At 70.3% G+C, this 25,506-nt stretch carries 25 protein-coding genes; 13 read left to right on the forward strand and 12 right to left on the reverse strand.

The annotated features are described in order from the left end of the window. Window positions 1–48: 48 nt before the first annotated feature. A complete protein-coding gene (locus tag FB381_RS01215) occupies window positions 49–723 on the forward strand; it encodes an enoyl-CoA hydratase/isomerase family protein (RefSeq protein WP_141778599.1) in 675 nt (224 codons plus the stop codon). Between the two features lie 7 nt (window positions 724–730). Then, window positions 731–1,333 (forward strand): TetR/AcrR family transcriptional regulator, encoded by a 603-nt coding sequence (locus FB381_RS01220; RefSeq protein ID WP_170225022.1) that lies wholly within the window; start codon window positions 731–733, stop codon window positions 1,331–1,333. A 149-nt stretch (window positions 1,334–1,482) separates the two neighbouring features. Here the strand turns inward: FB381_RS01220 and FB381_RS01225 are convergent, their stop codons facing one another. The 7 genes from FB381_RS01225 to FB381_RS01255 all read right to left on the reverse strand — a co-directional run bounded on the left by FB381_RS01225 (window position 1,483) and on the right by FB381_RS01255 (window position 7,196). Then, window positions 1,483–2,529, reverse strand: coding sequence for an NAD(P)-dependent alcohol dehydrogenase (locus FB381_RS01225; protein ID WP_141778601.1), 1,047 nt, complete (start codon window positions 2,527–2,529; stop codon window positions 1,483–1,485). A gap of 29 nt (window positions 2,530–2,558) precedes the next feature. Beyond that, window positions 2,559–3,020 (reverse strand): MerR family transcriptional regulator, encoded by a 462-nt coding sequence (locus FB381_RS01230; protein WP_170225023.1) that lies wholly within the window; start codon window positions 3,018–3,020, stop codon window positions 2,559–2,561. A gap of 241 nt (window positions 3,021–3,261) precedes the next feature. Further along, window positions 3,262–3,600, reverse strand: coding sequence for a DUF202 domain-containing protein (locus tag FB381_RS01235; RefSeq protein ID WP_141778602.1), 339 nt, complete (start codon window positions 3,598–3,600; stop codon window positions 3,262–3,264). Then, complete coding sequence (locus FB381_RS01240; RefSeq protein WP_141778603.1) at window positions 3,597–3,968, reverse strand: YidH family protein; 372 nt, start codon at window positions 3,966–3,968, stop codon at window positions 3,597–3,599. The genes FB381_RS01235 and FB381_RS01240 overlap by 4 nt, the downstream gene beginning before the upstream one ends. Window positions 3,969–3,979: 11 nt before the next feature. Continuing rightward, window positions 3,980–5,410, reverse strand: a complete 1,431-nt coding sequence (locus FB381_RS01245; protein ID WP_170225024.1) for an aldehyde dehydrogenase family protein — start codon at window positions 5,408–5,410, stop codon at window positions 3,980–3,982. After that, on the reverse strand, window positions 5,407–6,546 hold the full coding sequence (locus FB381_RS01250) for a mandelate racemase/muconate lactonizing enzyme family protein (protein WP_141778605.1): 1,140 nt from the start codon (window positions 6,544–6,546) through the stop codon (window positions 5,407–5,409). Before FB381_RS01250 ends, FB381_RS01245 begins: the two co-directional genes overlap by 4 nt. After that, entirely contained in the window at window positions 6,543–7,196 is a 654-nt protein-coding gene (locus FB381_RS01255; protein WP_141778606.1) for a GntR family transcriptional regulator, read from the reverse strand. The genes FB381_RS01250 and FB381_RS01255 overlap by 4 nt, the downstream gene beginning before the upstream one ends. A 121-nt stretch (window positions 7,197–7,317) precedes the next feature. Between FB381_RS01255 and FB381_RS01260 the strand changes: the two genes are divergently transcribed. The 5 genes from FB381_RS01260 to FB381_RS01280 all read left to right on the forward strand — a co-directional run bounded on the left by FB381_RS01260 (window position 7,318) and on the right by FB381_RS01280 (window position 13,130). Then, the gene (locus FB381_RS01260) at window positions 7,318–9,066 is read left to right on the forward strand and encodes an IlvD/Edd family dehydratase (RefSeq protein ID WP_141778607.1); all 1,749 of its coding nucleotides are present in this window, start codon (window positions 7,318–7,320) and stop codon (window positions 9,064–9,066) included. A 15-nt stretch (window positions 9,067–9,081) separates the two neighbouring features. Further along, a complete protein-coding gene (locus FB381_RS01265; protein ID WP_141778608.1) occupies window positions 9,082–9,717 on the forward strand; it encodes a bifunctional 4-hydroxy-2-oxoglutarate aldolase/2-dehydro-3-deoxy-phosphogluconate aldolase in 636 nt (211 codons plus the stop codon). 25 nt (window positions 9,718–9,742) lie between these two features. Further along, window positions 9,743–11,146, forward strand: coding sequence for an Nramp family divalent metal transporter (locus FB381_RS01270; protein WP_141778609.1), 1,404 nt, complete (start codon window positions 9,743–9,745; stop codon window positions 11,144–11,146). 15 nt (window positions 11,147–11,161) lie between these two features. Next, the gene (dgoD, locus tag FB381_RS01275) at window positions 11,162–12,325 is read left to right on the forward strand and encodes a galactonate dehydratase (protein WP_141778610.1); all 1,164 of its coding nucleotides are present in this window, start codon (window positions 11,162–11,164) and stop codon (window positions 12,323–12,325) included. Between the two features lie 73 nt (window positions 12,326–12,398). Beyond that, window positions 12,399–13,130: a sulfite exporter TauE/SafE family protein gene (locus FB381_RS01280; protein ID WP_141778611.1), complete on the forward strand. Its 732-nt coding sequence runs from the start codon at window positions 12,399–12,401 to the stop codon at window positions 13,128–13,130. Window positions 13,131–13,156: 26 nt separating this feature from the next. Here the strand turns inward: FB381_RS01280 and FB381_RS01285 are convergent, their stop codons facing one another. After that, window positions 13,157–14,062, reverse strand: a complete 906-nt coding sequence (locus FB381_RS01285; protein WP_141778612.1) for a MurR/RpiR family transcriptional regulator — start codon at window positions 14,060–14,062, stop codon at window positions 13,157–13,159. 74 nt (window positions 14,063–14,136) lie between these two features. On the opposite strand from FB381_RS01285, the gene FB381_RS01290 reads away from it, so the two are divergent. Together FB381_RS01290 and FB381_RS01295 are read left to right on the forward strand one after the other, a co-directional pair. Further along, on the forward strand, window positions 14,137–15,297 hold the full coding sequence (locus tag FB381_RS01290) for an NAD(P)/FAD-dependent oxidoreductase (RefSeq protein WP_141778613.1): 1,161 nt from the start codon (window positions 14,137–14,139) through the stop codon (window positions 15,295–15,297). After that, complete coding sequence (locus FB381_RS01295; protein ID WP_141778614.1) at window positions 15,294–16,652, forward strand: sodium/glutamate symporter; 1,359 nt, start codon at window positions 15,294–15,296, stop codon at window positions 16,650–16,652. The genes FB381_RS01290 and FB381_RS01295 overlap by 4 nt, the downstream gene beginning before the upstream one ends. 27 nt (window positions 16,653–16,679) lie before the next feature. Here the strand turns inward: FB381_RS01295 and FB381_RS01300 are convergent, their stop codons facing one another. Next, window positions 16,680–17,567 carry a LysR family transcriptional regulator gene (locus tag FB381_RS01300; RefSeq protein ID WP_246087908.1) on the reverse strand — a complete coding sequence of 296 codons (888 nt, stop codon included), beginning with the start codon at window positions 17,565–17,567 and terminating at the stop codon, window positions 16,680–16,682. A gap of 76 nt (window positions 17,568–17,643) precedes the next feature. Here FB381_RS01300 and FB381_RS01305 point away from each other — a divergent pair, with 76 nt between their 5' ends. Beyond that, window positions 17,644–18,717: a TDT family transporter gene (locus FB381_RS01305; RefSeq protein ID WP_141778616.1), complete on the forward strand. Its 1,074-nt coding sequence runs from the start codon at window positions 17,644–17,646 to the stop codon at window positions 18,715–18,717. A 25-nt stretch (window positions 18,718–18,742) separates the two neighbouring features. On the opposite strand, the gene FB381_RS01310 is transcribed toward FB381_RS01305, so the two are convergent. Further along, window positions 18,743–19,783 (reverse strand): NAD(P)-dependent alcohol dehydrogenase, encoded by a 1,041-nt coding sequence (locus FB381_RS01310; protein ID WP_141778617.1) that lies wholly within the window; start codon window positions 19,781–19,783, stop codon window positions 18,743–18,745. 95 nt (window positions 19,784–19,878) lie between these two features. On the opposite strand from FB381_RS01310, the gene FB381_RS01315 reads away from it, so the two are divergent. After that, window positions 19,879–20,493, forward strand: coding sequence for a TetR/AcrR family transcriptional regulator (locus FB381_RS01315; protein ID WP_141778618.1), 615 nt, complete (start codon window positions 19,879–19,881; stop codon window positions 20,491–20,493). 9 nt (window positions 20,494–20,502) lie between these two features. Here the strand turns inward: FB381_RS01315 and glpK (FB381_RS01320) are convergent, their stop codons facing one another. Both glpK (FB381_RS01320) and FB381_RS01325 read right to left on the reverse strand, forming a co-directional pair. Continuing rightward, on the reverse strand, window positions 20,503–22,005 hold the full coding sequence (glpK, locus tag FB381_RS01320) for a glycerol kinase GlpK (protein ID WP_141778619.1): 1,503 nt from the start codon (window positions 22,003–22,005) through the stop codon (window positions 20,503–20,505). Then, window positions 22,002–22,775 carry an IclR family transcriptional regulator gene (locus tag FB381_RS01325; RefSeq protein ID WP_141778620.1) on the reverse strand — a complete coding sequence of 258 codons (774 nt, stop codon included), beginning with the start codon at window positions 22,773–22,775 and terminating at the stop codon, window positions 22,002–22,004. The genes glpK (FB381_RS01320) and FB381_RS01325 overlap by 4 nt, the downstream gene beginning before the upstream one ends. A gap of 159 nt (window positions 22,776–22,934) precedes the next feature. Between FB381_RS01325 and FB381_RS01330 the strand changes: the two genes are divergently transcribed. Together FB381_RS01330 and glpK (FB381_RS01335) are read left to right on the forward strand one after the other, a co-directional pair. Further along, a complete protein-coding gene (locus FB381_RS01330) occupies window positions 22,935–23,828 on the forward strand; it encodes an MIP/aquaporin family protein (RefSeq protein WP_141778621.1) in 894 nt (297 codons plus the stop codon). A 64-nt stretch (window positions 23,829–23,892) separates the two neighbouring features. Beyond that, window positions 23,893–25,410 (forward strand): glycerol kinase GlpK, encoded by a 1,518-nt coding sequence (gene glpK / locus FB381_RS01335; RefSeq protein ID WP_141778622.1) that lies wholly within the window; start codon window positions 23,893–23,895, stop codon window positions 25,408–25,410. The last annotated feature ends 96 nt before the right edge of the window (window positions 25,411–25,506 follow it).

Genomic DNA, 25,506 nt, shown 5'->3' on the forward strand with positions numbered 1-25,506 from the left:
CGCCGCTCTGTTATCGTCGGGGCACCACTCGACCGAAGGAGCATCACCATGGTCACTATCTCCAGCGACGCACCGGTATGGACACTGGACCTCGGGGACGACGAGAACCGTTTCTCCCCCGACTGGCTCGAGGCGGTGGGTGCGGCGCTCGACGAGATCGAGGCGTCGACCGAGCCGGCAGTGCTGGTCACGATCGGCGGCGGCAAGTTCTACTCGAACGGCCTCGACCTCGAATGGCTGGGTCAGAACCTCGACCAGCACGACGCGTACGTCCGGCGGGTCGAGGACCTCTTCGCGCGGATCCTCACGCTCCCTGTCCCGACGGTCGCTGCGATCAACGGGCACGCCTTCGGTGCCGGCGCGATGCTGGCGATGGCTCACGACTACCGGGTGATGCGTGAGGACCGGGGCTACTTCTGCTTCCCCGAGGTCGACATCCACATCCCGTTCACCCCGGGCATGAACGCGCTGGTCACCAGCAAGCTCACTCCGCGCACGGCGCTCGATGCCATGGCGACCGGGCGACGCTACGGCGGAGGAGACGCCGCAGCCGTGGGCCTCGTCGACGCCGCCGCGCCGTCGGAGAAGCTGGCCGAGACGGCCGCAGGGTTCGTACGTGACCTGGCGGGCAAGGACAGGGCCACGCTCGGCACGATCAAGTCGCGGATGTTCGCCGACGTGGTCAGTGCCCTGCGGCCCGCAGACGACACGACCGGCGCCTGACGCCGCCGTGGGTCGCCCGCGACAGCACGACCTCGACGAGCTTCTCGCCCACGCTCGCACCCTCTGGGTCGAGCGGGGTGTCGACGGTCTGACGATCAGGGCCCTCAGCTCGGTGTCGGGTGCGTCCAACGGGGCGGTCTACCACGCGTTCGGCTCCCGCGACGGCCTGCTGGCGCGCGTCTGGGCGCGGGAGGCCGACCGGTTCCTCGCCTTCCAGCGGCACCAGGTGGACGAGGCGATGAGTCAGGGCGACGCCGCCGTCGCTCTCGTCGCGGCGGCGCTCGCCCCCGCCGCCTACGCCGGCTATGACGCCGACGGCGCTCGGCTCCTGCTCGCCGCCAGCGCCGACGACTTCGCAGCCTCCGAGCTCGACGAGGAGGGACGTACGCAGCTGCTCCGGCTCCGCGAGGAGCTCGGCGCGCTCCATCTCGAGCTCGCGTCCGCTCTCTGGGGACGTACGGATCGCGCGGCCGTCGCCTCCGTACGCCACTGTGTCGTCACCCTGCCCGCCGCGCTGCTGCTCCAGTCGGCGAAAGTCGCCGACCCGATCGCGAAGCACGCCCTCGAGCATGCGGTCCGCGGCATCGCGGCGGTTTCCCCGCCGACCTAGCCGTCGCCCCACCAATCGGGACAGTCCCAGACGTTTCCGCCCATTACCCCGGAGTAGAGAGGCAGAAACGTCTGGGAAACTATCTCATTCCGCCGAGGATCCGGGCGGGCGAGACGTGCTCGCCCGCCCGGACCATCAGGCCGGAGCGATCAGGCGAGCGTCGCGGTGTCGATCACGAACCGGTAGCGCACGTCGGAGGCGAGCACCCGGGCGTACGCCTCGTTGATCTGGTCGGCCGAGATGACCTCGATCTCGGAGCCGATGCCGTGCTCGGCGCAGAAGTCGAGCATCTCCTGGGTCAGGGCGATGCCGCCGATCATCGAGCCGGCGAAGTTGCGGCGGTTGGTGATCAGCGAGAACACGTTGACGTTCAGCGGCTCGGACGGGGCGCCGACGTTGACCATCGTGCCGTCCACGGCGAGCAGGCCGAGGTAGGCGTCGACGTCGATGTGCGCGCTGACGGTGTTGACGATCAGGTCGAAGCTGTTCTTCAGCTGGGAGAACGTCTCCGGGTCGGAGGTCGCGTGGTAGTGGTCGGCGCCGAGCCGCAGCCCGTCCTCCTGCTTCTTCAGCGACTGCGAGAGCACCGTGACCTCGGCGCCCATCGCGTGCGCGATCTGCACACCCATGTGGCCGAGGCCGCCGAGGCCGACGACCGCGACCTTCTTGCCGGGGCCGGCGCCCCACTTCTTCAGGGGCGCGTACGTCGTGATGCCGGCGCACAGCAGCGGCGTCGCGGCCGCGGGGTCCATGCCCTCGGGCACCTTGAGCGCGAAGTGCGCGTCGACGACGACGTGCGTGGAGTAGCCGCCCTGGGTGAACGAGCCGTCGCGGTCCTTCGCGGCGTAGGTGCCGACTCCGCCGCCGGGGGTCGTGCAGTGCTGCTCGTCGCCGCTGCGGCAGTTGTCGCACTCCCGGCAGGAGTTCACGAAGCAGCCGACACCGACGCGGTCGCCGACCTGGTGGGCGGTCACCGCAGAGCCGACCTCGGTGACGCGGCCGACGATCTCGTGGCCCGGCACGACCGGGTAGGGCTGCGGCCCCCAGTCACCGTTGACGGTGTGGATGTCGGAGTGGCAGATGCCGGCGTACTCGATCGCGATGAGCACGTCGTTCTCGCCGACCTCGCGGCGCTCGATGGTGATGGGGGCGAGCGGCTCGCCGGCGGCGGGCGCTGCGTACGCGTTGACGCGCATTGATGACTCCTGGGTCTGGGTGGGGTGGATCAGTGGTTCTCGCGACTGCGGATCTGGTCGGCGAGCGTGTGTGCCTGCGCGCCGACCTCTTCGGCACGGGCCTCGTCGCCCGCGGAGACGGCTCGCCAGTAGTCCGTCTTGAGAGCGACGTACGCCCGCCGGAGCTCGAGATTCTCGGCTTCCCGAGCGAGGCGCTCGGCGTGATCGATGAGCATGTCGATCTGCTCGCCGGCACCCTCGCGACCGAGGCGGCTGTTGGCGACGTACGCCCTCATGTCGTCGATCGAGAGGCCGATCGCGGCCAGGCAGGCGACACCGGTCAGCCGGTCCAGGTCGGTCTCGTCGTAGACCCGGTGCCCGCTGCTGGCGCCACGGCCGACCGGCTCGATCAGCCCGATCGTCTCGTAGTAGCGCAGCGTGCTGGCCGGAAGCCCGGTCAGCGCCGACACCTCGCGGATCGTGTAGCTCCGTGGAGCCGTTGATGCAGTCACACCAACGACGCTAAGAACTTCAAGTACTTGAAGTCAAAGCTCCCGATCAGCCGGCTTGCGGCGTACTCCGGTGTCCGGGAGACAGCCTCGCACTCCCGCCGTAGACATCCCGGAGCGGATCATGGGGGAGCGCAACGCTGGATCCTGGTCGCGGCGGATCGAGAGGTAGACCCAGTAGAAGATGACGTACGCCCCGGGGCGCGGCGGGACCGACCCGCACGTGAGTGCGCCCGGGCGGGGATCAGCGACGCGCGATGATCGCCAGACCGGCGACCAGCGCCAGCACGCTCTCGGCGGCGAGGCCCACCGCGAGCCAGACGAGCGCCCGGGAACGGCGGCGCCGGGCGTTACCGGCGGACTCCGAGATCAGCGGCCCCTCGGGCTCGGCGAAGGAGACGACATACGCAGCTCCCGACCCCAGGACGAGCACGGATGCCGCCACGAACAGAACAGGCGAGTGGTCGCCCACGAGTCCGCTCCGTCCGGCGACGGCGCCGACCACCGCGAGCGCGAGCGCCGTCCGCCGCCATGACAGCATCGTGCGTTCGTGCTGGAGCGCGTCTTCGGACGCGGTCGTCATGGCCCGATGGCCAGACCGAGGAGAAGCACAGCGCCGCTGAGGGCGCCACCCAGGACAATCGCGACCGCCGATCGGGAATGCGGCAGCGGCTGGTCCGTGCGCAGCGCGTGCTCGCTGCGCATCCACGTCCTCAGTCCGTGCATCACACTGGCGATGCCGAGCAGGAGCAGCAGCACGGCGGCCACCAGCTTCGCCGCCGGATGGATCGGCAGATCGACTGCGGCCAGGGCGACGCCACCGGCCTGCCATGCCAGCCCGGTCCGTAGCCAGGCAAGCAGGGTGCGCTCGTTGGCCAGGCTGAACCGGGGATCGGGCTCGGTGCCAACGTCGAAGACCCGGGGCCGCCAGATGCTCCCCGCCCGCGTCATGCCTGAGATGCTCACTGCCCGACGGCGACGGTCTGAGGCGCCAGGAAGGCCTCCAGGCCGAGGTGCGAGCCTTCGACACCGAGACCGCTGTCCTTGAGCCCCGCGAACGGAACCTGTGGAGTGTTCGGGCTTCCGGTGTTCACCCCGACGATGCCGACGTCGAGCTTTCGGGCAACCTCGGTCGCGCGCTGCTGTGGTCCGACGACGTAACCGCCCAGGCCGTACGGGCCGTCGGCGACGCTCTCCAGGACCTCGTCGAGGCTGTCGTACCCGAGGACCGAGACCGCGGGGCCGAAGATCTCCTCGGTGACCAGCGCGCTGTCGCGGGCTGGCCGCACGCTGACGGCGGGGCGGATGAAGTGGCCGGCTGGGGGAAGAGCGACGTCCGTGCGCCAGGTGTCACCGCCGGCGGAGTCGATGAGCACGCCGATCCGCTCGGGGTCGGAGGCCAGCGCCAGCGGACCGAGGGTGGTGGACTCGTCGGTGGGGTCGCCGATGACCAGCTTCTCCGAGGACCGGCGGAAGCGGTCGGCGAGGTCGTCCGCCAGGCGGGCCGGCGCCCATACCTGGTTGGCCGCGATGCAGGACTGGCCGTTGTTGCGGTACTTCGCGACCATCAGGACCTCGACCGCATCGTCGAGGTCGGCATCGTCCAGGACGACGAACGGTGCGTTGCCGCCCAGCTCGAGCACCGACCGGGTGAAGCGCGGCGCGGTCGCGGCGGCGAGGATGCGGCCCACCCGGGTGGAGCCGGTGAAGGTCAGGCCGCGCACCCGGCGGTCGGCCAGCCAGATGTCGGAGATGGCGGCCGGTTCACCCACCACCGTCGACACCGTGCCGCGCGGGACGTGCCGGTCGATGATCTCGGCGAGATAGAGGCCCGAGGCCGGGGCTACCTCGGACGGCTTGAACACCACCGTGCAGCCGGCGGCGAGCGCGGGAGCGATCTTCCGGGCCGGGATCGAGGCCGGGAAGTTCCACGGCGTGAGGACGGCGACGACGCCGAGCGCCCGCGAGCTGACCTCGTGACGTAGGCCTGGGACGTGGCTCCACACCTGGCTGGCGCGGCCACTCACCGTGTCCGCGAACCACTCGAAGAATGTGGCCGATAGGCCGACCTCGCCACGTGCCTCTGCGATCCGCTTCCCGGTCTCGCGAGTGATCAGCCGAGCGAACTCGTCGATCACGGCCTCTGTCCGGAGCTCGGCGGCGACAGCCCGCAGCACCGCCGCGCGACCGGGGCCGGACACCTGCGCCCATGGCGTCAGCGCTGCCGCTGCACTGTCGACGGCTCGGCGCGCCTCGGGCTCGCCGCCGTAGGTGAGCGTCGCCCAGGCAGCGCCGGTGGCCGGGTCGATCAACTCATGCGGCCTTCCGTGCTCGGGCTCGACCGCCTCCTGGTCGAGGCGGGCACCGTGGATGAGGGGGACGGGGTCGGTCACGAGGGCTCCCAGGTCTGGTCGTCGTGGGTGAAACGGTCGAGGGCGTCCTCGTTGAGGTGGATGCCCAGGCCAGGTCGGTCAGGTAGGTCGATCCGGCCGGCGTGAGGGGTGGGTGGGTCGACGAGGAGGCCGTCGCGAAGCGGGTTGTCGCGGATGTCGTACTCGAGACCCTGTACGGCCGGCGATGCCGCGGCGACCTGCAGGGTCGCGCCGAAGGCGGCCGCACCGCCGTACAGGTGCGGAAAGACGGCGGTGTCGGAGGCCGCGGCGAGGTCGCAGACTGCGAGGGTCTCGGTGATGCCGCCGGCCTTGGCGACGTCTGGCTGCAGGATCGTGACCGCCGGGGAAGCGGCCAGGGCAGCGAACGCGCGCCGCCCGTAGACGTTCTCGCCGGTGGCGATCACCAGACCGGTCCGACGGTGCAGTTCCTCGAGGTCGGCCAGTTGGTCGCCGCGTACGGGCTCCTCGATCCAAGCGACGCCCGACTCGCGGAGCACTGGCGCCATCGCGACGGCCTCCTCGACGTCCCAGCCCTGGTTCGCGTCGGCGTACAGGACGGCGTCGGCGCCGATCGCCTCCCGCGCCTCAGCAAGGTTCCGGGTGTCGGTCTCGCGGCCGAACCCGAGCTTGACCTTCAGTGCGCGGTGCCCGTCGTAGAGGCACTGCTTCGAGCGCTCAGCGACGTCCTCGGGTCCGACACTGCTGGCGTAGACGGGCAGCGAGTCCTGCATGCGCCGGCCGGCGACGCCGGCGATCGCGGTGCCGGCCCTCTGAGCGGCCAGGTCCCACAGGGCGACGTCCACAGCGCTGATGGCCTGCCGTACGGGGCCGATCGCGCCCCACTGCCGGCCCAGCGGGTCAAGATGCTGGCACAGCTCGGCATGGACGGCGGATACGTCGTCCACCTCGCGGCCCGCGAGCAGCGGCAGCACCCCTTCACGTAGGGTGGCGACCCGCTCGACGGGGGCCCAAGAGGGATAGTTGACCCAGCTCTCACCGTGGCCGGTGCGGCCGTCCGTATCGCTCAGCGAGACCAGCACCATCGTGCGGTGGCGCAGTGGGGCGAAGGACATTGCGATGCCGTCACGCACCGGGGCACGCAGCACCCGGATCCGCGCGCTGATCAGGGATGTCACGGATTCTCACGTCCTTGCTCGACCAGCACGTGGCGCAGTCGCGAGATGTGGGCTCGGGCGGCTTCCTCCGCGGCCCGCGGGTCGCCGGCGTCCATCGCAGCGAGGATCGCGCGGTGGTCGGCGATCGCATTGGTGACGCCGCCGGTCACCTGGGTGGTCCGCATCGCCATCCGGACCTGGGTCTGGACGTCATCAAGCATCCTGACGACCTCGGGGTTGTCGGCCGCCTCACGGATCAGTCGGTGAAAGGCGACGTCGGCCTCCGAGGCGGCTACCCGGTCGGAGAGCGCGACGGCGCGCTCCTGCTCCTGAACAAGATCCTCCAACTGTCGGATCAGTCGACGTCCGGCGTTCTCGACGGCGAGCCGGGTGGCCAGGCCCTCGAGGACCTCGCGCACCTCGTAGATCGCGATCAGCTCGCGGTCGCTGACCTCCGGCACCACGGCGCCACGGCGGGGCTCCTCGCGGGCCAGCCGCTCCTGCACCAGCCGGACGATCGCCTCGCGGACCGGGCTGCGGCTCACGCCGAGCTTCTGGGCCAGCGCGGGGACGCTGAGACGGGTCCCGGCGGGGAGGTCGCCGGAGATGATCTGGGCTCGCAGCTCTTGGTGGACGCGATCGGTGACGCGGTGGTCGCTGGCGACGGTCATGGCATCACCTTCATGTTGTTCGGACAGATATGTACAAACCTACACCTACATGCAACTAGTGCTTGCTGAATGTTGTGGAATGAGGTTACATGTAATCCGCGTCACAGCGAAAGGATCCCCCATGGTTGACCAGCACGACACCTCGCAGCGCCGGAGCTCTGCCTGGTTCGGCGCCGACGGCAAGGTCGGCTTCGTCCACCGCTCGAAGATGTTCAACCGGGGCGGACAGGCGTCGATGTTCGATGGCCGTCCCGTCATCGGTATCGCGAACAGTGCTTCCGAGCTTGCGCCGTGCAACGCCCACCTGGGCCAGGTCGCGGAGTCTGTGAAGCGTGGCGTGCTGATGGCGGGCGGGGTCCCGCTGGAGTTCCCGACCATCTCTCTCGGAGAGACGTTGATGCGTCCGTCGGCGATGTTGTTCCGCAACCTGATGGCGATGGACGTCGAGGAGACGCTCCGTGCGAACCCGCTCGACGGTGTGATCCTGCTCGGGGGCTGCGACAAGACCGTGCCGGCACAGGTGATGGGGGCGCTCAGCGTCGATCTCCCGACCATCATGGTCACCGGAGGGCCGGCGCTCAACGGCCGCTTCCGCGGTGAGTCGATCGGCTCGGGGACCCACGTCTGGAAGTTCAGCGAAGAGGTCCGTGCCGGCCGGATGAGCGAGTGCGAGTTCCGCTCGGCCGAGGCCTGCCTCTCCCGCAGCGCCGGTCACTGCACCACCATGGGCACGGCCTCGACGATGGCCTGCGTCGCGGAGGCCCTCGGGCTTTCGTTGCCGGGCAGCGCGGTCGTCCCGGCCGTGGACGCCGGCCGGCACCGGATCGCCGAGCAGGCCGGCCAGCGCATCGTCGCAATGGTCGAGGAGGACCTGGCTCCTTCCCGGGTCTTGGACCGGCGATCGTTCGAGAACGCGGTCCGGGTCAACGCCGCGATCGGGGGCTCCACGAACGCGGTCGTCCACCTGTTGGCGATGGCTGGACGCGCTGAGGTCGACCTCCGGCTCGAGGACTTCGACCGGCTCGCTGCGGATGTCCCGCTGCTGGTCGACCTGATGCCGTCGGGGCGGTTCCTGATGGAAGAGCTCCACGACGCCGGCGGACTCCCGGCCGTGATCTCCGAGCTCGGCGACCTGCTCGACCGCGACGCCCTGACGGTGACCGGTCGGACGCTCGGCGAGAACTGCGCCGACGCGCCCAACTGGCGCCCGGACGTGGTCCGGCCCCGGGAGGGCCCGCTGGCCGAGCCCGGCTCGCACACCGCGGTTCTCCGCGGGAGCCTGGCTCCCGACGGAGCGGTCATCAAGCTGTCGGCGGCCTCGCCCCACCTCACCAAGCACACTGGCCCGGCGCTGGTCTTCGATACCATCGAGGACTACGACGCAGTGAAGGACTCACCTGACCTACCGGTCACGGCCGACACAGTGCTGGTTGTCCGCAACGCCGGCCCGGTCGGCTACCCGGGCATGCCCGAGATCGGCAATCTCGCCATCCCCAAGGCGTTGCTCGATCAGGGCGTCGACGACATGGTCCGCATCACCGACGGCCGAATGAGCGGGACGTCGTACGGCACCGTCGTCCTCCACGTCGCGCCCGAGGCCGCATGCGGCGGCCCGCTGGCCCTGCTGCGTACGGGAGACCTTGTCGCCCTCGACGTCTCCGCCCGGCGCCTGGACATGGATGTGTCCGAGGCTGTGCTGCGCGAGCGTGCAGCGGAGCTGCCGTCCGGCGCCGCGGCCCATGGTCGGCCCGAACGTGGGTCCGGGTGGGCGTCGCTGTACCGCAGCCACGTCACCCAGGCCGATACCGGTGCCGACCTCGACTTCCTGATCGGCCGACGCGGGCACGCCGTCCCGCGCCGACACCTCTGAACCGAAGGACCTGCCATGCATGACCTGCTCACTGAACTCAAGAAGCACCGCGTGCTGATCATCTTCCGCGGCCAGGAGCCGCAGCAGTGCGCCGACATCGCCGAGACCCTGTACGAGGCGGGCATGCGTCTCTTCGAGGTGACGCTGAACAGTGCCGATCCGTACGCCGGCATCACCGCCGTCCGTGACCGCGTGGGCCAGGACGCGATGGTCGGCGCGGGCACCGTGCTGACCACCGACGAGGTGGATCGCGCCGCCGCCGCCGGCGCCCAGTTCATGGTGTCGCCGGACGTCGACGTCGATGTCATCGAGCACACGAAGGCGCTCGGCCTCAGCTCGGTGCCGGGCGCACTCACGCCGACCGAGGTGCGCCGCGCGGTGCGTGCCGGTGCGGACGTCGTCAAGATCTTCCCGATCCGCTCCGTCGGGGCAGACCATGTCCGTCAGCTGCGCGGCCCGCTCCCGGACGTCTCGTACATGGGGACCGGCGGGGTCGACATCGCACTGGCCCGCGACTGTATCGAGGCCGGCTGCACCGGTATCGGCGTCGGCGTACACCTCCTCGGCGACCCGTCCGACCCCGACACCCTGGTCGCCGGCGCCCGTCGGCTCGCAGAAGCGGTCGGCACACCTCTCCGTACGACGGTCTGAGACCGGGCGGCGAAAGGACACGATCATGACCACCACGGTTAACCCGGCCGCTCCGGCCCAAGACCCATACGAGCTGCGGCCGGAGGACGTCCTCGATCCGCCGCGGACCCTCCGCGGTCGGCTGCGCTACCTCGGCCCCGGCATCGTCATCACCGCCTCGGTGGTGGGCTCCGGTGAGCTCCTCGTCACGACCTCGCTCGGCGCGAAGGCGGGCTTCGCCCTTCTCTGGTTGGTCATCCTGGGCGCGGCTGTCAAGGTCTGGGTCCAGGTCGAGCTCGCGCGTTGGACGATCCTGAACGGCGAGACCGCGCTGGCTGGATATGGGAGGGTCCGGCCACGGATCGGGCCGATGGGTTGGATGAACTGGCTATGGATCGGGCTCGACCTCGCCAAGAACTTCCAACGCGGTGGCGTCATCGGTGGCACGGCCGCGGCCTGCTCGATCGCCTGGCCGATTGTCGGTGAGTCGCTCAGCCGGACCTCGCTGACGGTGTGGACCGTGATCGCGACGGTGCTGAGCATCGTGTTGATGAGCAGCAGCCGATACAGCGTCGTCGAGCGGGTCACCACTGCGTCGGTGGCCATCTTCACCACGACCACGATCGCGCTGGCACTGTCCCTGCCGTTCACTGACTTCTCCTACACAGCATCCGACATCGCCAGCGGGCTGACGTTCGCCATCCCAGCGGGTGCTATCGGCCTTGCGCTGGCCATGTTCGGCTCGACCGGCGTCGGTGCCGATGACATGACCAACTACACCTACTGGTGCCTGGAAAAGGGCTATGCCCGGTGGACGGGGCCGGACGACGGCACCGAGGCTCGTGCCCAGCGCGCCGAGGGCTGGCTGAAGGTGATGCAGCTCGACGTCCTGCTCTCGTGGGTCCTCTGCACGCTCACGACGCTGTCCTTCTACATCGTCGGCGCCTCTGTCCTCGGTGGCCGCCCGGGTCCGGCTCCCGAGGACAGCGAAGTCATCACGAGCGTCTCGAGCATCTACACCGACATCCTCGGGCCATGGGCCGAGTGGCTCTTCCTCATCGGCGCGGTTGCGGTCCTGTACTCCACCCACGTCGCCGCGGTCGCGGTCGTGCCCAGGCTGTGGACCAACACGCTCGGTTTGATGGGCGCCATCGACTGGCGCGACGTCAAGGTGCGCACCCGCTGGATCCGGATCCTCACGGTGGTCCTGCCGGTCGTCTGGGCCGTGATGTATCTGGCCGTGCGGTCCCCGCTGCTGCTGTTGCAGATCGGCGCGACCGGCAACGCGATCTTCCTGCTGGCCGTGCTCGTCGCCGTGTGGCGGATGAGGCTGGTCGAGGTCGACCGTCGGTTCCGGACGAGCCGGTTGGTCACGGCACTGTTCGTGGTGAGCACGGTCGCGATCGCCGGGCTTGCGGCGTACTCGCTCTATGAGGTCATCGGTGGATAGGCAGTGAGGCGCGACATGAAGATCCGTGACATCGAGGCGTTCTGCGTGGGACCGCGCTGGATCCTGGTGCGGGTCCGCACCGACACCGGGCTGACCGGGTGGGGCGAGTCGATCGTCCCCAAGCGCCGGCGCGCGGTCGTCGGCGCCGTCGAGGACCTCGGCGCCAACCTGGTCGGGACACCGGCCGGTCGCATCGAGGAGGCCTGGCACCGGATGCGACGTGGCGCCTTCTTCCGTGGCGGACCGGTCATCGCCACGGCCGCCGCGGCGATCGAGCACGCCCTCTGGGACATCAAGGGTCGTCACCTCGGGGCCGCCGTCCACGATCTCATCGGTGGTCCGGTCCGCGACCGGATCCGGGTGTACGCATGGATCGCGGGTGACCGTCCCGGCGGTGTCGTGGAGGACGCCCGTGCTCGCATCGCCCAAGGCTTCACCGCAGTGAAGATGAATGCCACCGAGGAGATGGACCACGTCGCGCACGCCCGCGAGGTGGATGCGGTGGTGGCCCGGGTCGGTGCGCTTCGGGACGCCTTCGGCACCGACCTCGACATTGCGCTCGACTTCCATGGCAGGGTGCACCGATCGATGGTTCGGCCTCTGCTGGCCGAGCTCGAGCAGTTCCGGCTGCTGTGGGTCGAGGAACCGCTCGCGCCCGGGCACGACGACCTCATCCCAGAGGTGGCACGGAACGCCGGTGCCACCCGCATCGCCACCGGTGAGCGTCTCACCTCCCGCTGGGAGTTCCGCCGCCTCCTCGAGCATGGCGGAGTCGACATCTTGCAGCCCGACGTCTCTCTCACCGGCCTCTTCGAGCTGGCGAAGATCTGCCACCTGGCCGAGGCCTGGGACATCCCGGTGGTGCCGCACTGCCCGAACGGACCGGTCTCGCTGGCATCCTCGCTGCAAGCCGCGGCCACGGCGCTCAACGTGCCGATGCACGAACAGAGCCTGGGTCTCCACTACAACACCGGATACGAGGGCCTCCCAGAGGGCGAGATGTTCGACTACCTCACCGATCCCACCCCGCTTACCCCGGTCGACGGCCACCTCCCGGTGCCGGCCGGTCCGGGCAACGGCATCGAGATCGACGAGAGCATGGTGGAGGCCCGGCACGCCGAGTGGCAGCTCGCGGATCCGGACTGGCGCCACCCCGACGGTCGGATCGCCGAGTGGTGAGCGAGAGCGAGGCCGACGTCCGGCGCCGGGAGCCGCACCGCTACTCGATCATCTGCCACGGCTGACGCCGCCCATGCTGCTCGACACGATCCAGGTGCTGCTGATCTCCCTGGGTGTCGTCGCCGGGGCGAGCAGCCAGCGGGTGACCGGGCTGGGCTTCGCCCTGGTCAGCGCGCCGCTGCTGGTCCTGGTCGTCGGCCCGTACGACGGCGTCCTGCTGGCGAATCTGCTCTCGCTGATGGTGTCGCTCGCCGTCCTCGTGACGACGTGGCGGCAGATCGATCTGGCCCTCGCGCTGCCGTTGGCCGTTCCTGCCGTCCTGGTGGTGCCGGCCGGAGCCTACGCGGCCCGGCACCTGCCCGAGCCGGTGCTGATGACGCTGATCGGCGGCATGACGGTCGGTGCGCTCGCCGTGGTGATCTTGGGCGGTCGGATCCGGTTTCCACCCGGCCGTGCCGGTGCCGCGACGGCTGGTGCCTGCTCGGGGCTGCTGAACTCCTCGGCGGGGGTCGGAGGGCCACCGCTGGTCGTCTACGCAGTCAGCACGGGGTGGCCGCACGCGCAGTTCGTGGCCACCACCCAGCTCTGCTTCGCCCTGACCAACGCCGCGTCCGTCCTCACCAAGGGGCTGCCGCGGCTGCCGCCGGTCGAGTTGGGTGCAGCCATCGTCAGCCTCGCGGTCGGGGTCGTGGTGGGGCAGCTGGCCGCATCCCGGATCGACGCCGCTCTCGCCCGCCGCGTCGTCGTCTGGCTCGCTTTCGCGGGTGCGTCGGTGACCTTGGTCAAAGGAGTCCAGCACTGGTGATCCGCCCGGCCCCGACAGGGCAGCTCCTACTCGCCGGGCGGTTCTGTCGCGGGTGGGCGCGCCGCGTCCGGTCCGGCGAGGCTGGTGCGCAGCCTGAGCAGCAGCTCCCAGGCCTCAACCGACCCGACGCGATCGCGAGCAGCCAGCTCGAGGCCGAGGGCGCGCGCGATCAGGATCCCGGCGAAGTGCTCGCTGGCGGCGGAGTCAGCCGTCTGCGGCATCGACAGCACCGCATCGGCGACGTCGGTCTGGTCGTCACCGACTGCCTCGCTGATCAAGATGGTCGGGGCGCCCACCGTACGAGCGTGCTCGAGCACGACGTCGATCTCGTGAAACAGACGAAGGGGCGCGAAGATCACCACGACGTCCCCGGCGCCGAGGCCCATCAACGGGTCGGCCAGCGAGAATCCGGTGTTGCGTACAGCCGTGGCATGGTGCCCGAACCTGGTGAGCTCGACGACCAGGAACTCCGCGGCCAGTGCGGCGGGTCCGATTCCGTACGCCCAGACGCGGTCGCCGGTAGCCACCAGGTCGACGGCGCGCTCCCATGCGGTGGTGTCAAGGGTGTCGGGCAGGTGTCCGACCATCTCGGAGGTGTCGGCGAGCACTTGGTCGAGGACGGCCCCGAGCCCACCCTCGAGGCGATCCAGCCGGCGGTTCAGTCGCACGACCGGGTCCCGGGGTGGCGTGAGGCTGGCGAGGGCGGCTCGCTTCAGGTCTCGCAGGCCGGTGTATCCCAGTGAGCGAGCAGTGCGGACGACCGTCGCGTCACTGGTGCCGGTGGCCTTGGCGATCTGCGCCGCGCTCGCCCCGGTGAACTCCTGCGGCCGCTCCAACAGGTACTGCGCGACGGCACGCTCGCGCGGGGACAGGCCGGCTGCTCGATCAGCGACCCGAGCCGTCAGCTCGCCGTCAGAAGATGTCGTATTCATTTCACTATGGACTCTTTCATGTAGTTGATACTACATTGCTGTGGCATGGATCACAGGACCGACGAGAGGGTCTCATGAGTTACCGCTTCATCATCGCTGGTGCGGGTGTCTACGGTTCGGCCACCGCGTGGCATCTCGCTCGCTCGGGCGCTGACGTCTTGGTGCTGGAGGCGGGTGAGGTCGCGAGTGGAGCATCCGGCGGCACCGGCAAACGTGGCGTCCGCGGCAGCAGGCGAGCGCCGGCCGAGCTCCCCGCCCTGCGGCTGGCCTACGAGCTCTGGCCCGCCCTCGCTGACGAGCTCGATGCCGACACCGGATATCACCGGATCGGCAGCCTCAACCTCTTCGAGGAGGACGAGGTGGGAATGCGTGGCGGTGAGGACGCGCTCCGAGCCTGGGCCTGGCGCCAACGGCGGCTCGGCGTGCCGACTGAGGCGTTGGACGCTGCCGGTGTGCGGGAACTCGAGCCTGAGGTCGCGGACAGCATCTCGGGAGCCCTGTGGAGCCCGTTCGACGGTGTCGCCGACCATACGGCCACCACTAGGGCGTACGCAGCGGCGGCTGCGAGGCACGGGGCGGTCGTCACCGAGCACAGCCCGGTGGCGGAGCTGCTGACCGACGGTGACCGGACCATAGGCGTCGTCACAGCCGGCGGCACGACTCACCTCGCCTCGGAGGCCGTGGTGCTGCTGAACAATGTCGGAGCGGCTCCACTGGTCCAGTCGGTCGGTGGCGGGCATCTTCCGTTCTGGTCGATGTATCCGCAGGCACTGTCCGTACGCACCCCGTCGCCGTCGCCGTGTCGGCATCTTGTCAGCCATCAGAGCCGCGCGCTCTCGTTGAAGACGCTCGACGCCCACACCCTGATGGTGACGGGCGGCTGGCGCGGGGTACGCGACGAGGCCGACGGCAGCGGTCGAACCGTCGAGTCCGCGGTCCGCGGCAACCTGGCCGCTGCCGTGGCCGCCTACCCATCGCTCGCCGATGCCGAGCTGCTCACCTGGCAGGCCGACCGGGCCGAGACGTACAGCGCCGATGATCTGCCGGTTGTCGACACGGTGGCGCCTTATCGGAACCTGTTCGTCGGTGCCGGGTTCTCGGGACACGGGTTCGCGATCGCCCCAGCGGTGTCGTTGTTGCTCTCCCGCTGGCTCCTCACCGGGGTTCGCCCGGACGAGCTGGCCCCTCTCGGCTATCACCGCTTCACCCCGGCTGTCTCCAGGAGCGCCTCATGATTCCCGTCGACGAGGTTGGCAGCCTCGACACCTTGCTCTTCGCCGTCGCCGTGCTCGGCGTGCTCATTCTCGTGGGCGTCCTGCTTCGCCTGGCGGCCTCGTGGCTGCGACGGCTGGTGCTCCCCGCGGCACTGATCGGCGGACTGGTCGGGCTTGCGCTCGGCCCGCACGGTGCCGGGCTGTTCGGCGAGCCACTGATCAGCACCTGGGCCGGAATGCCCGGCGTGCTCGCGACAGTCGTGTTCGCCCCGATGCTGATGGGGGTCAAGCTGCCGCGACTGCGGGAGACGTACGACCTGGTCGCACCGCAGCTGCTCTTCGGCTGGCTCGGTGCCTCCCTCATGATCGGTGTGCCGTTGATCGTCGCCGCCGCGCTGCTGGCGCCGCTGTGGGACGTGAACCAGATGTTCGGATCCCTGGTCGAGGTCGGCTGGCCGGGCGGTCACGGCACCGCCGGGGCGATGGCGGAGGTGTACGACGGAGAGTCCTGGAGCGCCGGCGCCTCGCTGGCCCAGACCTCGGCGACCGTTGGCCTGGCGTTCGGCATCTGCATGGGCATGGTGCTGATCAACTGGGGCATCAGGAAGGGGCATGTGCAGGCCCACGCTTCTGGCTCGGCCTCCACCCGGGCGGTGGACCAGCCCGACGTCGTGCCGTCTGATGGCCGCGAATCCCTGGGCGCGGTGACCCTGAAGCGCGATCTGGTGGATACCTTCGGCTTCCACGCCGCTCTCGTCGGCGTCGCCATCATCATCGGCTGGGTCCTGCAGTACTTCATCGAGATGGTGATCCCCGGGATGCCGCTGTTCCCGCTCGCGATGATCGGGGGCGGGATCGTGCAGCAGATCATCAGTCGTACGCCGCTGGCCGACACGGTGGAGCCCGGTGTCTTCCGGACGATCCAGGGGGTGGCGCTCGACTTCCTCGTCGTCTCGGCGGTCGCCTCGATCGACCTTCCTGTCGTCGCCGACAACGCCGCCCCGCTGGCTGTCCTGATGGCGGTGGCTGCCGGTCTGGCACTGTTCCTCTTCTTCTGGGTGGGCCCGCGAATCTTCCAGCGTGACTGGTTCGAGCAGTCGATCATCAACTTCGGCACCGTCACCGGCGTCGCGTCGGTGGGCTTGATGCTGCTCCGTACGGCGGACCCGAAGCTCGCTACTGTCGCCGGTCGCGCCTACGCCCTCCGGGCACCGTTCTTCAGCCCGTTCGTGGGTGGCGGCCTGATCACGGCCGTGATCCCGCTGCTCGCTGTGGAGTACGGGGCCCTGGCGGTCGGCCTCGCATTCTTCGCCGGCTTCCCTGTGCTGCTCGTGCTTGCGAAGGTGCTCGGCCTCTGGCGCCGACCTGTGGGCTGACGGCGACACGTAGGCGACCTCAGGCTCTCAGGCGCCGGCGATCCCGAGGAGATCACGCACGGGTCCGGCGGGTGGGTGCGCGCCGCCGACCCACACGGCCCGGAACTCCCGCGACAGGTCCAGCTCTGCCACCGGGACCCGGACAAGGGTGCCCAGGTCGACGTCGGCCTGGGCGGCCCGACCGGACACGAACGCCGGGGAGCCGCCTGCGCGTACGGCGGCGAGGATCGCGGAGTTCGTCGCGAACTCCACGTCGGGATCTGCCAGGCGCTCGCCCGCGGCCGCCAGCGCCGACTCCACCACTGCCCGCGTGCCGGACCCCTGCTCGCGGCAGGTCAGCGGACGGGTCGCGAGCTCGCGCGGGCTGATCGCGGCTCGACGCCGAGCCCAACGGTCGTCGGGTGCGGCGACCAGCGCGAGCTCGTCGACGCCGACCCTGGTGGCGGAGAGCCCGCTCGTGTCGACCGGACCCTCGACGAACCCCAGGTCGGCTTCTCCGTGGCGTACGGCCGCGACGACCTCCTCGGAGTTGGCGGCCCGCAGGCTCACCGCGACCCGCTGCTGCTGCCGCAGGCGTACGAGCCAGCGGGGGAGGAGGTATTCGGCCGTCGTCATCGACGCATGCACGTGCAGCTCGTCGGAGCGGCCGGCACGCAGCGTGTGCAGGGCGTTGTCGATCTCGTCGGCGCGTTCGAGCAGGTCGGCCGACCATTCGACGAGCAGCTTCCCGGCCTGGGTCAGCGCCGAGCCGCGATGGGCCCGCTGCACCAGCACGAGGCCGACCTGGGTCTCCATCGCACGCAGCCGCTCTGAGGCCGACTGCTGCGAGATCCCCGCGGCGCGTCCCGCCGCGCCGATGCTGCCCAGCCGGGCGAGGTCGGCGAGCAGGCGGAGCGAGGGGAGGTCGGGGAGCATGGCCACAGCCTATCCCTGTGACCCCACAGCGAAGTGGGTTCTACCGCCGGCCGCGAGCCGCGTCGAGCATGGAGGTATGAGGCACTCCTACGGTCCGAACTGGTACGCCGCCACGATGGGCACCGGCATCGTCGCCGTCGTCCTCCCCGGTCTGCCCTTCCACGTGCCCGGCGCGGTGCCGGTTGCGCTGGTGTTCTGGCTGGCGGCAAGCCTTCTGCTCGTCGCGACCGGGGCGGCGATGCTGCTCGGTCTCCGGGAGGACCCCTCCCTGCTGCGGCGTCACTACGACGACCCGGTGATGTCCCACTTCTACGGCGCCCCGGCGATGGCCCTGATGACGGTCGGCGCCGGCTCGATCGGCGTCGCCCAGGACCTCCTCGGGAGCACGGTGGCAGTCCCGTTGGCTGCCGTGCTGTGGACCGCCGGCACCGTGCTCGGCCTCTGGACCGCGATCGCGGTGCCCTACCGGGCGATCACCCGCCACGAGGTCGCCGACGACAGCGCCACCGGTGGCTGGCTGATGCCCGTCGTGCCGCCGATGGTCTCGGCGACGACCGGGGCCGCGCTCGTGCCGCACCTCGCGCCGGGCCAGGCCCGCGAGACCCTGCTGATCGTCTGCTACGCCCTCTTCGGGCTGACCATGATCGCCGGCTTCCTCGTGCTCAACCAGCTCTGGCAGCGGATGGTCCGTCACGGCGCCCTCGCCCCGGCGGCGGTGCCGACCGTGTGGATCGTGCTCGGCTTCCTGGGTCAGTCGACCACGGCGGTCCATCACCTCGGCGCTCTCGCACCCTCGGTCGTGCCCGGCTACGGGCACGCTCTCGGCATGCTCGCCGTCTGCTACGGCGTCCCCGTGTGGGGTTTCACGGTCCTGTGGACCGCCCTCGCGCTCACGCTGACCATGCGTCAGCTCCGCGACGGGCTGCCGGTGGCACCGACCTGGTGGTCGTTCACGTTCCCGATCGGCACCGTCGCCACGGGCAGCAGCGCCCTCGCGGCGGCGACGGGCCTGGTGCTCTTCGAGGTCGCTGCCGGGCTCGCGGCGCTCGGGCTGCTGGTGGGCTGGGTCGCCGCTGCGTACGCGACCTGGCGGCTGTCCGCACGGGTCGCGCTGGCCTGGCCGGCTCCGCGGCCCGCCGCGAACAGATGAGACCGAGGTGTGGCTCGACCGGGCCTCAGCCGTCGAGGTCGGACATGTCGAGCACGAACCGGTAGCGCACGTCGTTGCGGTCGAGACGCTCGAGCGCCTCGTCGATCTGCGCGGACGCGAGCACCTCGACGTCGGCCGTGATGCCGTGCTCGGCGCAGAAGGCGAGCATCTCGGCGGTGGCCGGTCGGCCGCCGCTCCCGGCGGAGGAGAGCTTCTTGCGACCGATGAGCAGGTCGGTCATGTCGACGCTGACCGTGCCGAGGTGACCGAGATGGCTCAGCGTGCCGTCCAGCGCGACGGTGCGCAGATAGGGCGTCAGGTCGTGCGGCGCCGAGATCGTGTCGATGACCACGTCGAAGGTGTCGCGGACCGCAGCCATCTGGTCGGGGTCGGTGGACACGACCGTGCGCGCGCCGAGGGTTTGCGCATCGGGTGTCTTGTCCGCGCTCCGGCTGAGCACGGTGACGTCGGCACCCAGCGCGACCGCGAACTTCACGGCCAGGTGGCCGAGACCGCCCAGGCCGGCGACAGCGACGCGCGTGTCGGGGCCGACACCGAGCGCCCTGATCGGCTCCCACACGGTGACGCCCGCACACAGCAGCGGCGCGACGGCAGCCGGGTCCAGGCCGCCGCTGATCGGATAGGCGAACCGGTCGCGCACGACGTACTCGCGTGCATAGCCGCCGAGCGTCGTCGACCCGTCGTGGCGGTCGGTGCCGGCGTACGTCAGGGTCGGGAAGTCGGCGCAGAAGTTCTCCTGCCCCGCCCGGCACATCGGACACACGCCGCAGGAGTCGACGATGTTGCCGACCGCGACCAGGTCGCCGACCGCGAACCCGGTCGCGGCGGGTCCGACCTCGGTCACCGTCCCGGTGAACTCGTGACCGGGAACCAGCGCCGGGCCGGATCCCGGGTGGGAGTGGATCGCGTGCAGGTCGGAGTGGCACACGCCGCAGTAGTCGATGCGTACGGCGATGTCGTCGGGCCGTAGCTCCCGGCGGTGGATCTCGGCTCGACGCAGCGGCGTCCTCGGGCCGTCGGCGAGCCATGCCTGGGTCGGTCTCATCATGCATCCTTTAAACAGACTGGTTGGTCTGTTTTAGAGTAGCCTCGTCCGCCGGATGTCACAAACAGACCAGTAGGTCTGAGAACATGTGGGGCATGGCCGACCACGCACCCCGCACGACGCGAGCCACCGCTGAGCCGTCGACCGCTCGTGGCGTCGCGACCCGGCAGCGGATCCTCGACGCGGCCACTCTCGAGTTCGCCGAGCACGGCCTCGCCGGGGCTCGCATCGAGCGGATCACCGCGGCGGCGCGCACCAACAAGGCACAGCTCTACGCCTACTTCGGCGACAAGAGCGCGCTGTTCGACACGATCTTCTTCGCCTCGCTCGAGCGGATCACCGAGGCGGTTCCGATCGAGGACGGCGACCTCGCCGACTGGGCGGTGCGTCTCTATGACGAGTATCTGGAGAATCCGGAGCTGATCAGACTGGCGACCTGGGTGCGGCTCGAGCGCCGGCCGACGGGGCACCTCGCCGAGGAGACGGCGCCCTTCGACCGGATCAAGGCCGACGCGATCACCGAGGCGCAGGCGGCCGGGCGGATACGTGCGGGAGACCCCGACGACCTGAAGACGCTCGTCATCGGCATGTCGATGTCCTGGTCGCCGGTCAGCAACGTCTACGCAGCCACCCGCGACGAGCCCGAGTCCGATCACCGGCGGCGCCGTGAGCTGCTCCGCGACGCCGTCTCCCGGGTGACTGCCCCCTGACGGTTTCCGTCAGGCGCCCCATGCGACGGCCATCTCCACGGCCCGTCTCCACCGCGCGAACTCGGCCTCCCGGGCGGGCGCCGACATGGCAGGCTGCCACTCGGCCGCCCGGCGCCAGTGCCGTCGCAGCACCTCGCGGTCCGGCCAGTAGCCCGCGCCCAGCCCGGCCGCGTAGGCGGCGCCGCGCGAGACTGTCTCGGCCACCATCGGCCGCACGACCGGGATGTCGAGGAAGTCGGCGATGGTCTGCATGAGCAGGTTGTCGGCGGTCATGCCACCGTCGACGGCGAGCCGCCGCAGCGGCACATCGGCGTCGGCGTTCATCGCGTCGAGGATCTCCTTGGTCTGCCAGGCGGTCGCCTCGAGCACCGCGCGACACAGGTGCGCCTTCGTGACGTACGACGTCAGCCCGACGATCACGCCGCGGGCCTCGGGCTCCCAGTGCGGGGCGTAGAGACCGGTGAACGCCGGGACCACGTAGCAGCCGCCGTTGTCGGTGACCGTCAGCGCCTGGGTCTCGATCTCCGCCGCCGAGCGGATCAGCCCGAGGCTGTCGCGGAACCACTGCACGAGCGCGCCGGCGACCGCGATCGACCCCTCCAGGGCGTACGCCGCCGGCTCGTCCTCCATCTTGTGCGCGACCGTCGTGATCAGCCCGTGCTGGGAGCGCACCGGCGCGGATCCGGTGTTGAGGAGCAGGAAGCCGCCCGTGCCGAAGGTGCACTTCGCGTCGCCGCGGTCGAAACCGGCCTGCCCGAACAGCGAGGCCTGCTGGTCGCCGATGACCGCGGTCAGCGGTATCCCGGCGACCGGCGCGACGGTGCTCCCGAACGAGCCGACGGTCGCCCGGATCTCCGGCAGCATCGCCCGCGGCACCCGCATCGCCTCGAGCAGGTCGGGGTCCCAGTCGAGCGTGGTGAGGTTCATCAGCATCGTGCGGCTGGCGTTGGTCACGTCGGTGACGTGCAGCCCGCCGTTCGTGCCGCCGGTCAGGTTCCAGACCAGCCAGGAGTCGATCGTGCCGAACAGCAGATCTCCGGCTTCGGCCCGCGCGCGCAACGACGGCGACGAGTCGAGCAGCCAGCGCACCTTCGGCCCGGAGAAGTACGTCACCAGCGGCAGCCCGCACCGATCCTGGATCTCCGTCTCGGGCAGGTCGGCGGCGATCCGGGGAAGCACGGCGGAGGAGCGGGTGTCCTGCCACACGATCGCGTTGTGCACCGGCCGACCGGTGTGCCGGTCCCACACGACGGTGGTCTCCCGCTGGTTGGTGATCCCGAGCCCGACGACCTGGTCGGGCGACGCTCCGGCGTCGGCGAGCGCCTCCGGGACGACCCGGCAGACGATGTCCCAGATCTCCATCGGGTCGTGCTCGACCCAGCCGGCGCGCGGATAGTGCTGATGGTGCTCCCGCTGGGCGAGCGAGACCATCCGGCCCTCGCGGTCGAAGAGCATGCACCGCGTCGAGGTCGTGCCCTGGTCCAGCGCCGCGACGTACCGGGTCGACGTCATGCCGCGGCCCGGCCGTGACCGAGCGCCCGCGAGATCGACCGCGCCACGCCGGTCACCTGCGCGACGAGGTCGGCGCGCGGCTGGGTCTGGGAGTCGCACAGCCGCGCGACCGGCCCGGCGATCCCGACCGACGCCACGACGTACCCACCTCGGTCACGCACGGGCGCCGCGATGCCGGCCAGGTCCGACCGCACCTCCTCGACGGCGGCGGCCCAGCCGGTGTCGCGGGCGTCCGCGAGCGCTCGCAGCAGCTGCGACCGGTCGGTGATGGTGCGGAACGCCAGCTGGTCGAGCGGTTGCCCGACCACGCTGCGGGCGGCGCCGGGGTCGAACGCGATCAGCACCTTGCCGAGCGCGGTCGCGTGCAGCGGGAGCGAGCGTCCGGTGTCCATCTCCTGCGCCCCGGGCCCGGCCCGGAAGACATGGTGGGCCACGACCGCGGACCCGTCCCGATAGGCCGCGATCCGCGCCTCCTCGCCCGTGCGTGCGGCCAGGGTGTCGACCCAGTTGAGCGTCACCGACCGCAGCTCGTTGAGGTCGAGGGTCACCGAGCCGAGGTGGAGCAGGTCGCGCCCGACCTGGTAGCGCCCGGTGACCGGGTCCTGGTCGACGAACCCCGCGACCACCAACGTACGCAGCAACCCGTGTGCGGTCGGTTTGGCGAGCCCCACGGCGCCGGCCAGCGGCCCGAGCGCCATCGGCTCGCTCTCGGCGGAGAGCACGCGCAGCAGCGCGGCAGCCCGCTCGACGGATTGCACGGTCCGAGACATCACCGAAAGCGTAGGGCGCGCCGTGCCGGCGAGGAAAGCGCATTCGGAGCGAGCGCGACGCGGGCGTTCGGCAATGCCGAACGACTCTCGTTGTGACGCCCATCACTCGTCCCTACGGTGCTGGGGTCCGCCCGACCCCACCACGGCAGGAGCACCCACATGACAGAACAAATCGCCTCGAGCTCCGCTTCGGCAAGACGTCGAACGCTCATCGGAGAGATGAGCGCGGAGTTCGCCGGCACGGCGATACTGATCCTGTTCGGAGTCGGTGTGGTCGCTCAGGTCGTGACCGGTGACGGCGGCCTCGGCGACCACGACTCGATCGCCTGGGCCTGGGGCATCGGGGTCATGCTCGGCATCTACACCGCGGGCAGGATCAGCGGCGCCCACCTCAACCCCGCCGTGACCCTCGCGATGGCCGTGTTCAGCGACTTCGAGTGGCGCAAGGTGCTGCCCTACAGCCTCGCCCAGATCCTGGGAGCCTTCGTCGCCGCCCTCATCGTGCGGTTCGCGTACGGCGACGCGATCGCCAGCGTCGACCCCGGCCACACCCACGCCACCCAGGGCATCTTCTCGACGCTCCCGGGCAACGGCGACGCCGGCATGGGCATCAGCCTCACCACCGCTTTCGCCGACCAGATCATCGGCACCGCGATCCTGCTGTTCCTGATCATGGCCATCACCGACGCCAAGAACTCCGCCCCGATCGCCTGGTTCTCGCCGGTCGCGATCGCCTTCGTGATCGTCGGCATCGGCATGGCCTGGGGCGCCAACGCCGGCTACGCCATCAACCCCGCCCGCGACTTCGGCCCGCGCCTGGCCTCCTTCGTCACCGGCTACGACGGCGCCTGGGTGACCGCTGCGGGCGACCTCTACTTCTGGATCCCGATCCTCGGGCCGCTGCTCGGTGGACTCATCGGTGCTGGTGCGTACAAGGTGTTGATCGCACGATTCCTGCCCGCGGAGGATGAGCCCGAGGAGGTCGGCCGCGTGCCCGCGACCACCGAGACCGACACCGAGACCGACGCCGAGCCCGAGCGCCGTACCGCCTGATCCGTCCGCCTGATCCAGACCGCCTGACCCGAAGACCTACCCGAACACAGAGAGGACCGACGACATGCCCGACTACGTAGCAGCCGTCGACCAAGGCACGACCAGCACCCGCTGCATGATCTTCGACCACGGCGGCAACGAGGTCGCCCGTCACCAGCTCGAGCACGAGCAGGTCATGCCGCAGGCGGGCTGGGTCGAGCACAACCCGGTGGAGATCTGGGAGCGCACCAGCTCGGTGATCCAGACGGCCCTCAACCGCAAGAAGCTGACCCACAAGGACATCGCCGCACTGGGCATCACCAACCAGCGCGAGACCACGGTGGTGTGGAACAAGAAGACCGGGCGGCCCTACTACAACGCGATCGTCTGGCAGGACACGCGCACCGACCGGATCGCCTCCGCCCTCGACAAGGACGAGCGCGGCGACATCATCCGGCAGAAGGCCGGTCTTCCGCCCGCCACCTACTTCGCCGGCGGCAAGATCCAGTGGATCCTGGAGAACGTCGACGGTGTCCGCGAGGCGGCCGAGGCCGGCGACGCGATCTTCGGCACCACCGACTCGTGGCTGGTCTGGAACCTGACCGGCGGCACCAACGGCGGCGTGCACGTCACCGACGTCACCAACGCCAGCCGCACCATGCTGATGAACCTCGAGACCCTCGACTGGGACGACGAGCTGCTCGGCTTCTTCGACATCCCGCGCCAGATGCTCCCCGAGATCCGGCCCTCCTCGGAGCCCAAGGCCTACGGCACGACGCTCAAGAACGGTCCGATGGGCGGCGAGGTGCCGATCACCGGCATCCTCGGCGACCAGCAGGCCGCGATGGTCGGCCAGGTCTGCCTGAACGCCGGCGAGGCCAAGAACACCTACGGCACCGGCAACTTCCTCCTCCTCAACACCGGCCAGGAGCTCGTACGCTCGAAGAACGGCCTCCTCACCACGGTCTGCTACCAGTTCGGAGACGAGCCGCCCACCTATGCGCTCGAGGGCTCGATCGCCGTCACCGGCTCCGCGGTGCAGTGGCTGCGCGACCAGCTGCGGGTGATCAGCAACGCGGCCCAGTCCGAGACGCTGGCCAAGGAGGTCGACGACAACGGCGGGGTCTACTTCGTGCCCGCCTTCTCCGGCCTCTTCGCCCCCTACTGGCGCTCCGATGCCCGCGGCGTGATCGTCGGCCTGTCGCGGTTCAACACGTCGGGTCACATCGCAAGGGCGACCCTGGAGTCGATCTGCTACCAGAGCCGTGACGTCGCCGACGCGATGGAGAAGGACTCCGGCGTACGCCTCGAGGTGCTCAAGGTCGACGGCGGTGTCACCGTCAACGAGCTGTGCATGCAGATCCAGGCCGACATCCTCGGCGTCGAGGTCAGTCGGCCGGTGGTCGCGGAGACCACCGCCCTCGGTTCCGCCTACGCCGCCGGCCTGGCCGTCGGGTTCTGGAAGGACACCGACGAGCTGCGCAACAACTGGAACGAGTCGAAGCGCTGGCAGCCCGGCTGGAGCGAGGAGCAGCGCGAGACCGGCTACGCCGGCTGGCGCAAGGCCGTCGAGCGCACCCTCGACTGGGTCGACGTCGACTGATCCCGAGCCGCCGTAACCTGCGAATACGCCCGTTTGGGGTATGCGCGAGGCGACCCTTCGGACGTACGTTGCGAGTGGGCCCGGCCGGGGCCCGCT

This window comes from Nocardioides albertanoniae, from assembly GCF_006716315.1.
Lineage (GTDB): Bacteria > Actinomycetota > Actinomycetes > Propionibacteriales > Nocardioidaceae > Nocardioides > Nocardioides albertanoniae.

Coding starts and splice junctions, on each gene's coding strand:
- FB381_RS01255 (WP_141778606.1), bottom strand. CDS start 7,196: ATGACCGTCGCCAGCGACCACCGCGTCACCGATCGCGTCCACCAAGAG.
- FB381_RS01225 (WP_141778601.1), bottom strand. CDS start 2,529: ATGCGCGTCAACGCGTACGCAGCGCCCGCCGCCGGCGAGCCGCTCGCC.
- dgoD (WP_141778610.1), top strand. CDS start 11,162: ATGAAGATCCGTGACATCGAGGCGTTCTGCGTGGGACCGCGCTGGATC.
- FB381_RS01265 (WP_141778608.1), top strand. CDS start 9,082: ATGCATGACCTGCTCACTGAACTCAAGAAGCACCGCGTGCTGATCATC.
- FB381_RS01235 (WP_141778602.1), bottom strand. CDS start 3,600: ATGACGACCGCGTCCGAAGACGCGCTCCAGCACGAACGCACGATGCTG.
- FB381_RS01295 (WP_141778614.1), top strand. CDS start 15,294: ATGATTCCCGTCGACGAGGTTGGCAGCCTCGACACCTTGCTCTTCGCC.
- FB381_RS01215 (WP_141778599.1), top strand. CDS start 49: ATGGTCACTATCTCCAGCGACGCACCGGTATGGACACTGGACCTCGGG.
- FB381_RS01315 (WP_141778618.1), top strand. CDS start 19,879: ATGGCCGACCACGCACCCCGCACGACGCGAGCCACCGCTGAGCCGTCG.
- FB381_RS01330 (WP_141778621.1), top strand. CDS start 22,935: ATGACAGAACAAATCGCCTCGAGCTCCGCTTCGGCAAGACGTCGAACG.
- FB381_RS01310 (WP_141778617.1), bottom strand. CDS start 19,783: ATGAGACCGACCCAGGCATGGCTCGCCGACGGCCCGAGGACGCCGCTG.
- FB381_RS01270 (WP_141778609.1), top strand. CDS start 9,743: ATGACCACCACGGTTAACCCGGCCGCTCCGGCCCAAGACCCATACGAG.
- glpK (WP_141778619.1), bottom strand. CDS start 22,005: ATGACGTCGACCCGGTACGTCGCGGCGCTGGACCAGGGCACGACCTCG.
- FB381_RS01260 (WP_141778607.1), top strand. CDS start 7,318: ATGGTTGACCAGCACGACACCTCGCAGCGCCGGAGCTCTGCCTGGTTC.
- FB381_RS01300 (WP_246087908.1), bottom strand. CDS start 17,567: ATGCTCCCCGACCTCCCCTCGCTCCGCCTGCTCGCCGACCTCGCCCGG.
- glpK (WP_141778622.1), top strand. CDS start 23,893: ATGCCCGACTACGTAGCAGCCGTCGACCAAGGCACGACCAGCACCCGC.
- FB381_RS01240 (WP_141778603.1), bottom strand. CDS start 3,968: ATGACGCGGGCGGGGAGCATCTGGCGGCCCCGGGTCTTCGACGTTGGC.
- FB381_RS01285 (WP_141778612.1), bottom strand. CDS start 14,062: ATGAATACGACATCTTCTGACGGCGAGCTGACGGCTCGGGTCGCTGAT.
- FB381_RS01280 (WP_141778611.1), top strand. CDS start 12,399: ATGCTGCTCGACACGATCCAGGTGCTGCTGATCTCCCTGGGTGTCGTC.
- FB381_RS01305 (WP_141778616.1), top strand. CDS start 17,644: ATGAGGCACTCCTACGGTCCGAACTGGTACGCCGCCACGATGGGCACC.
- FB381_RS01290 (WP_141778613.1), top strand. CDS start 14,137: ATGAGTTACCGCTTCATCATCGCTGGTGCGGGTGTCTACGGTTCGGCC.
- FB381_RS01325 (WP_141778620.1), bottom strand. CDS start 22,775: ATGTCTCGGACCGTGCAATCCGTCGAGCGGGCTGCCGCGCTGCTGCGC.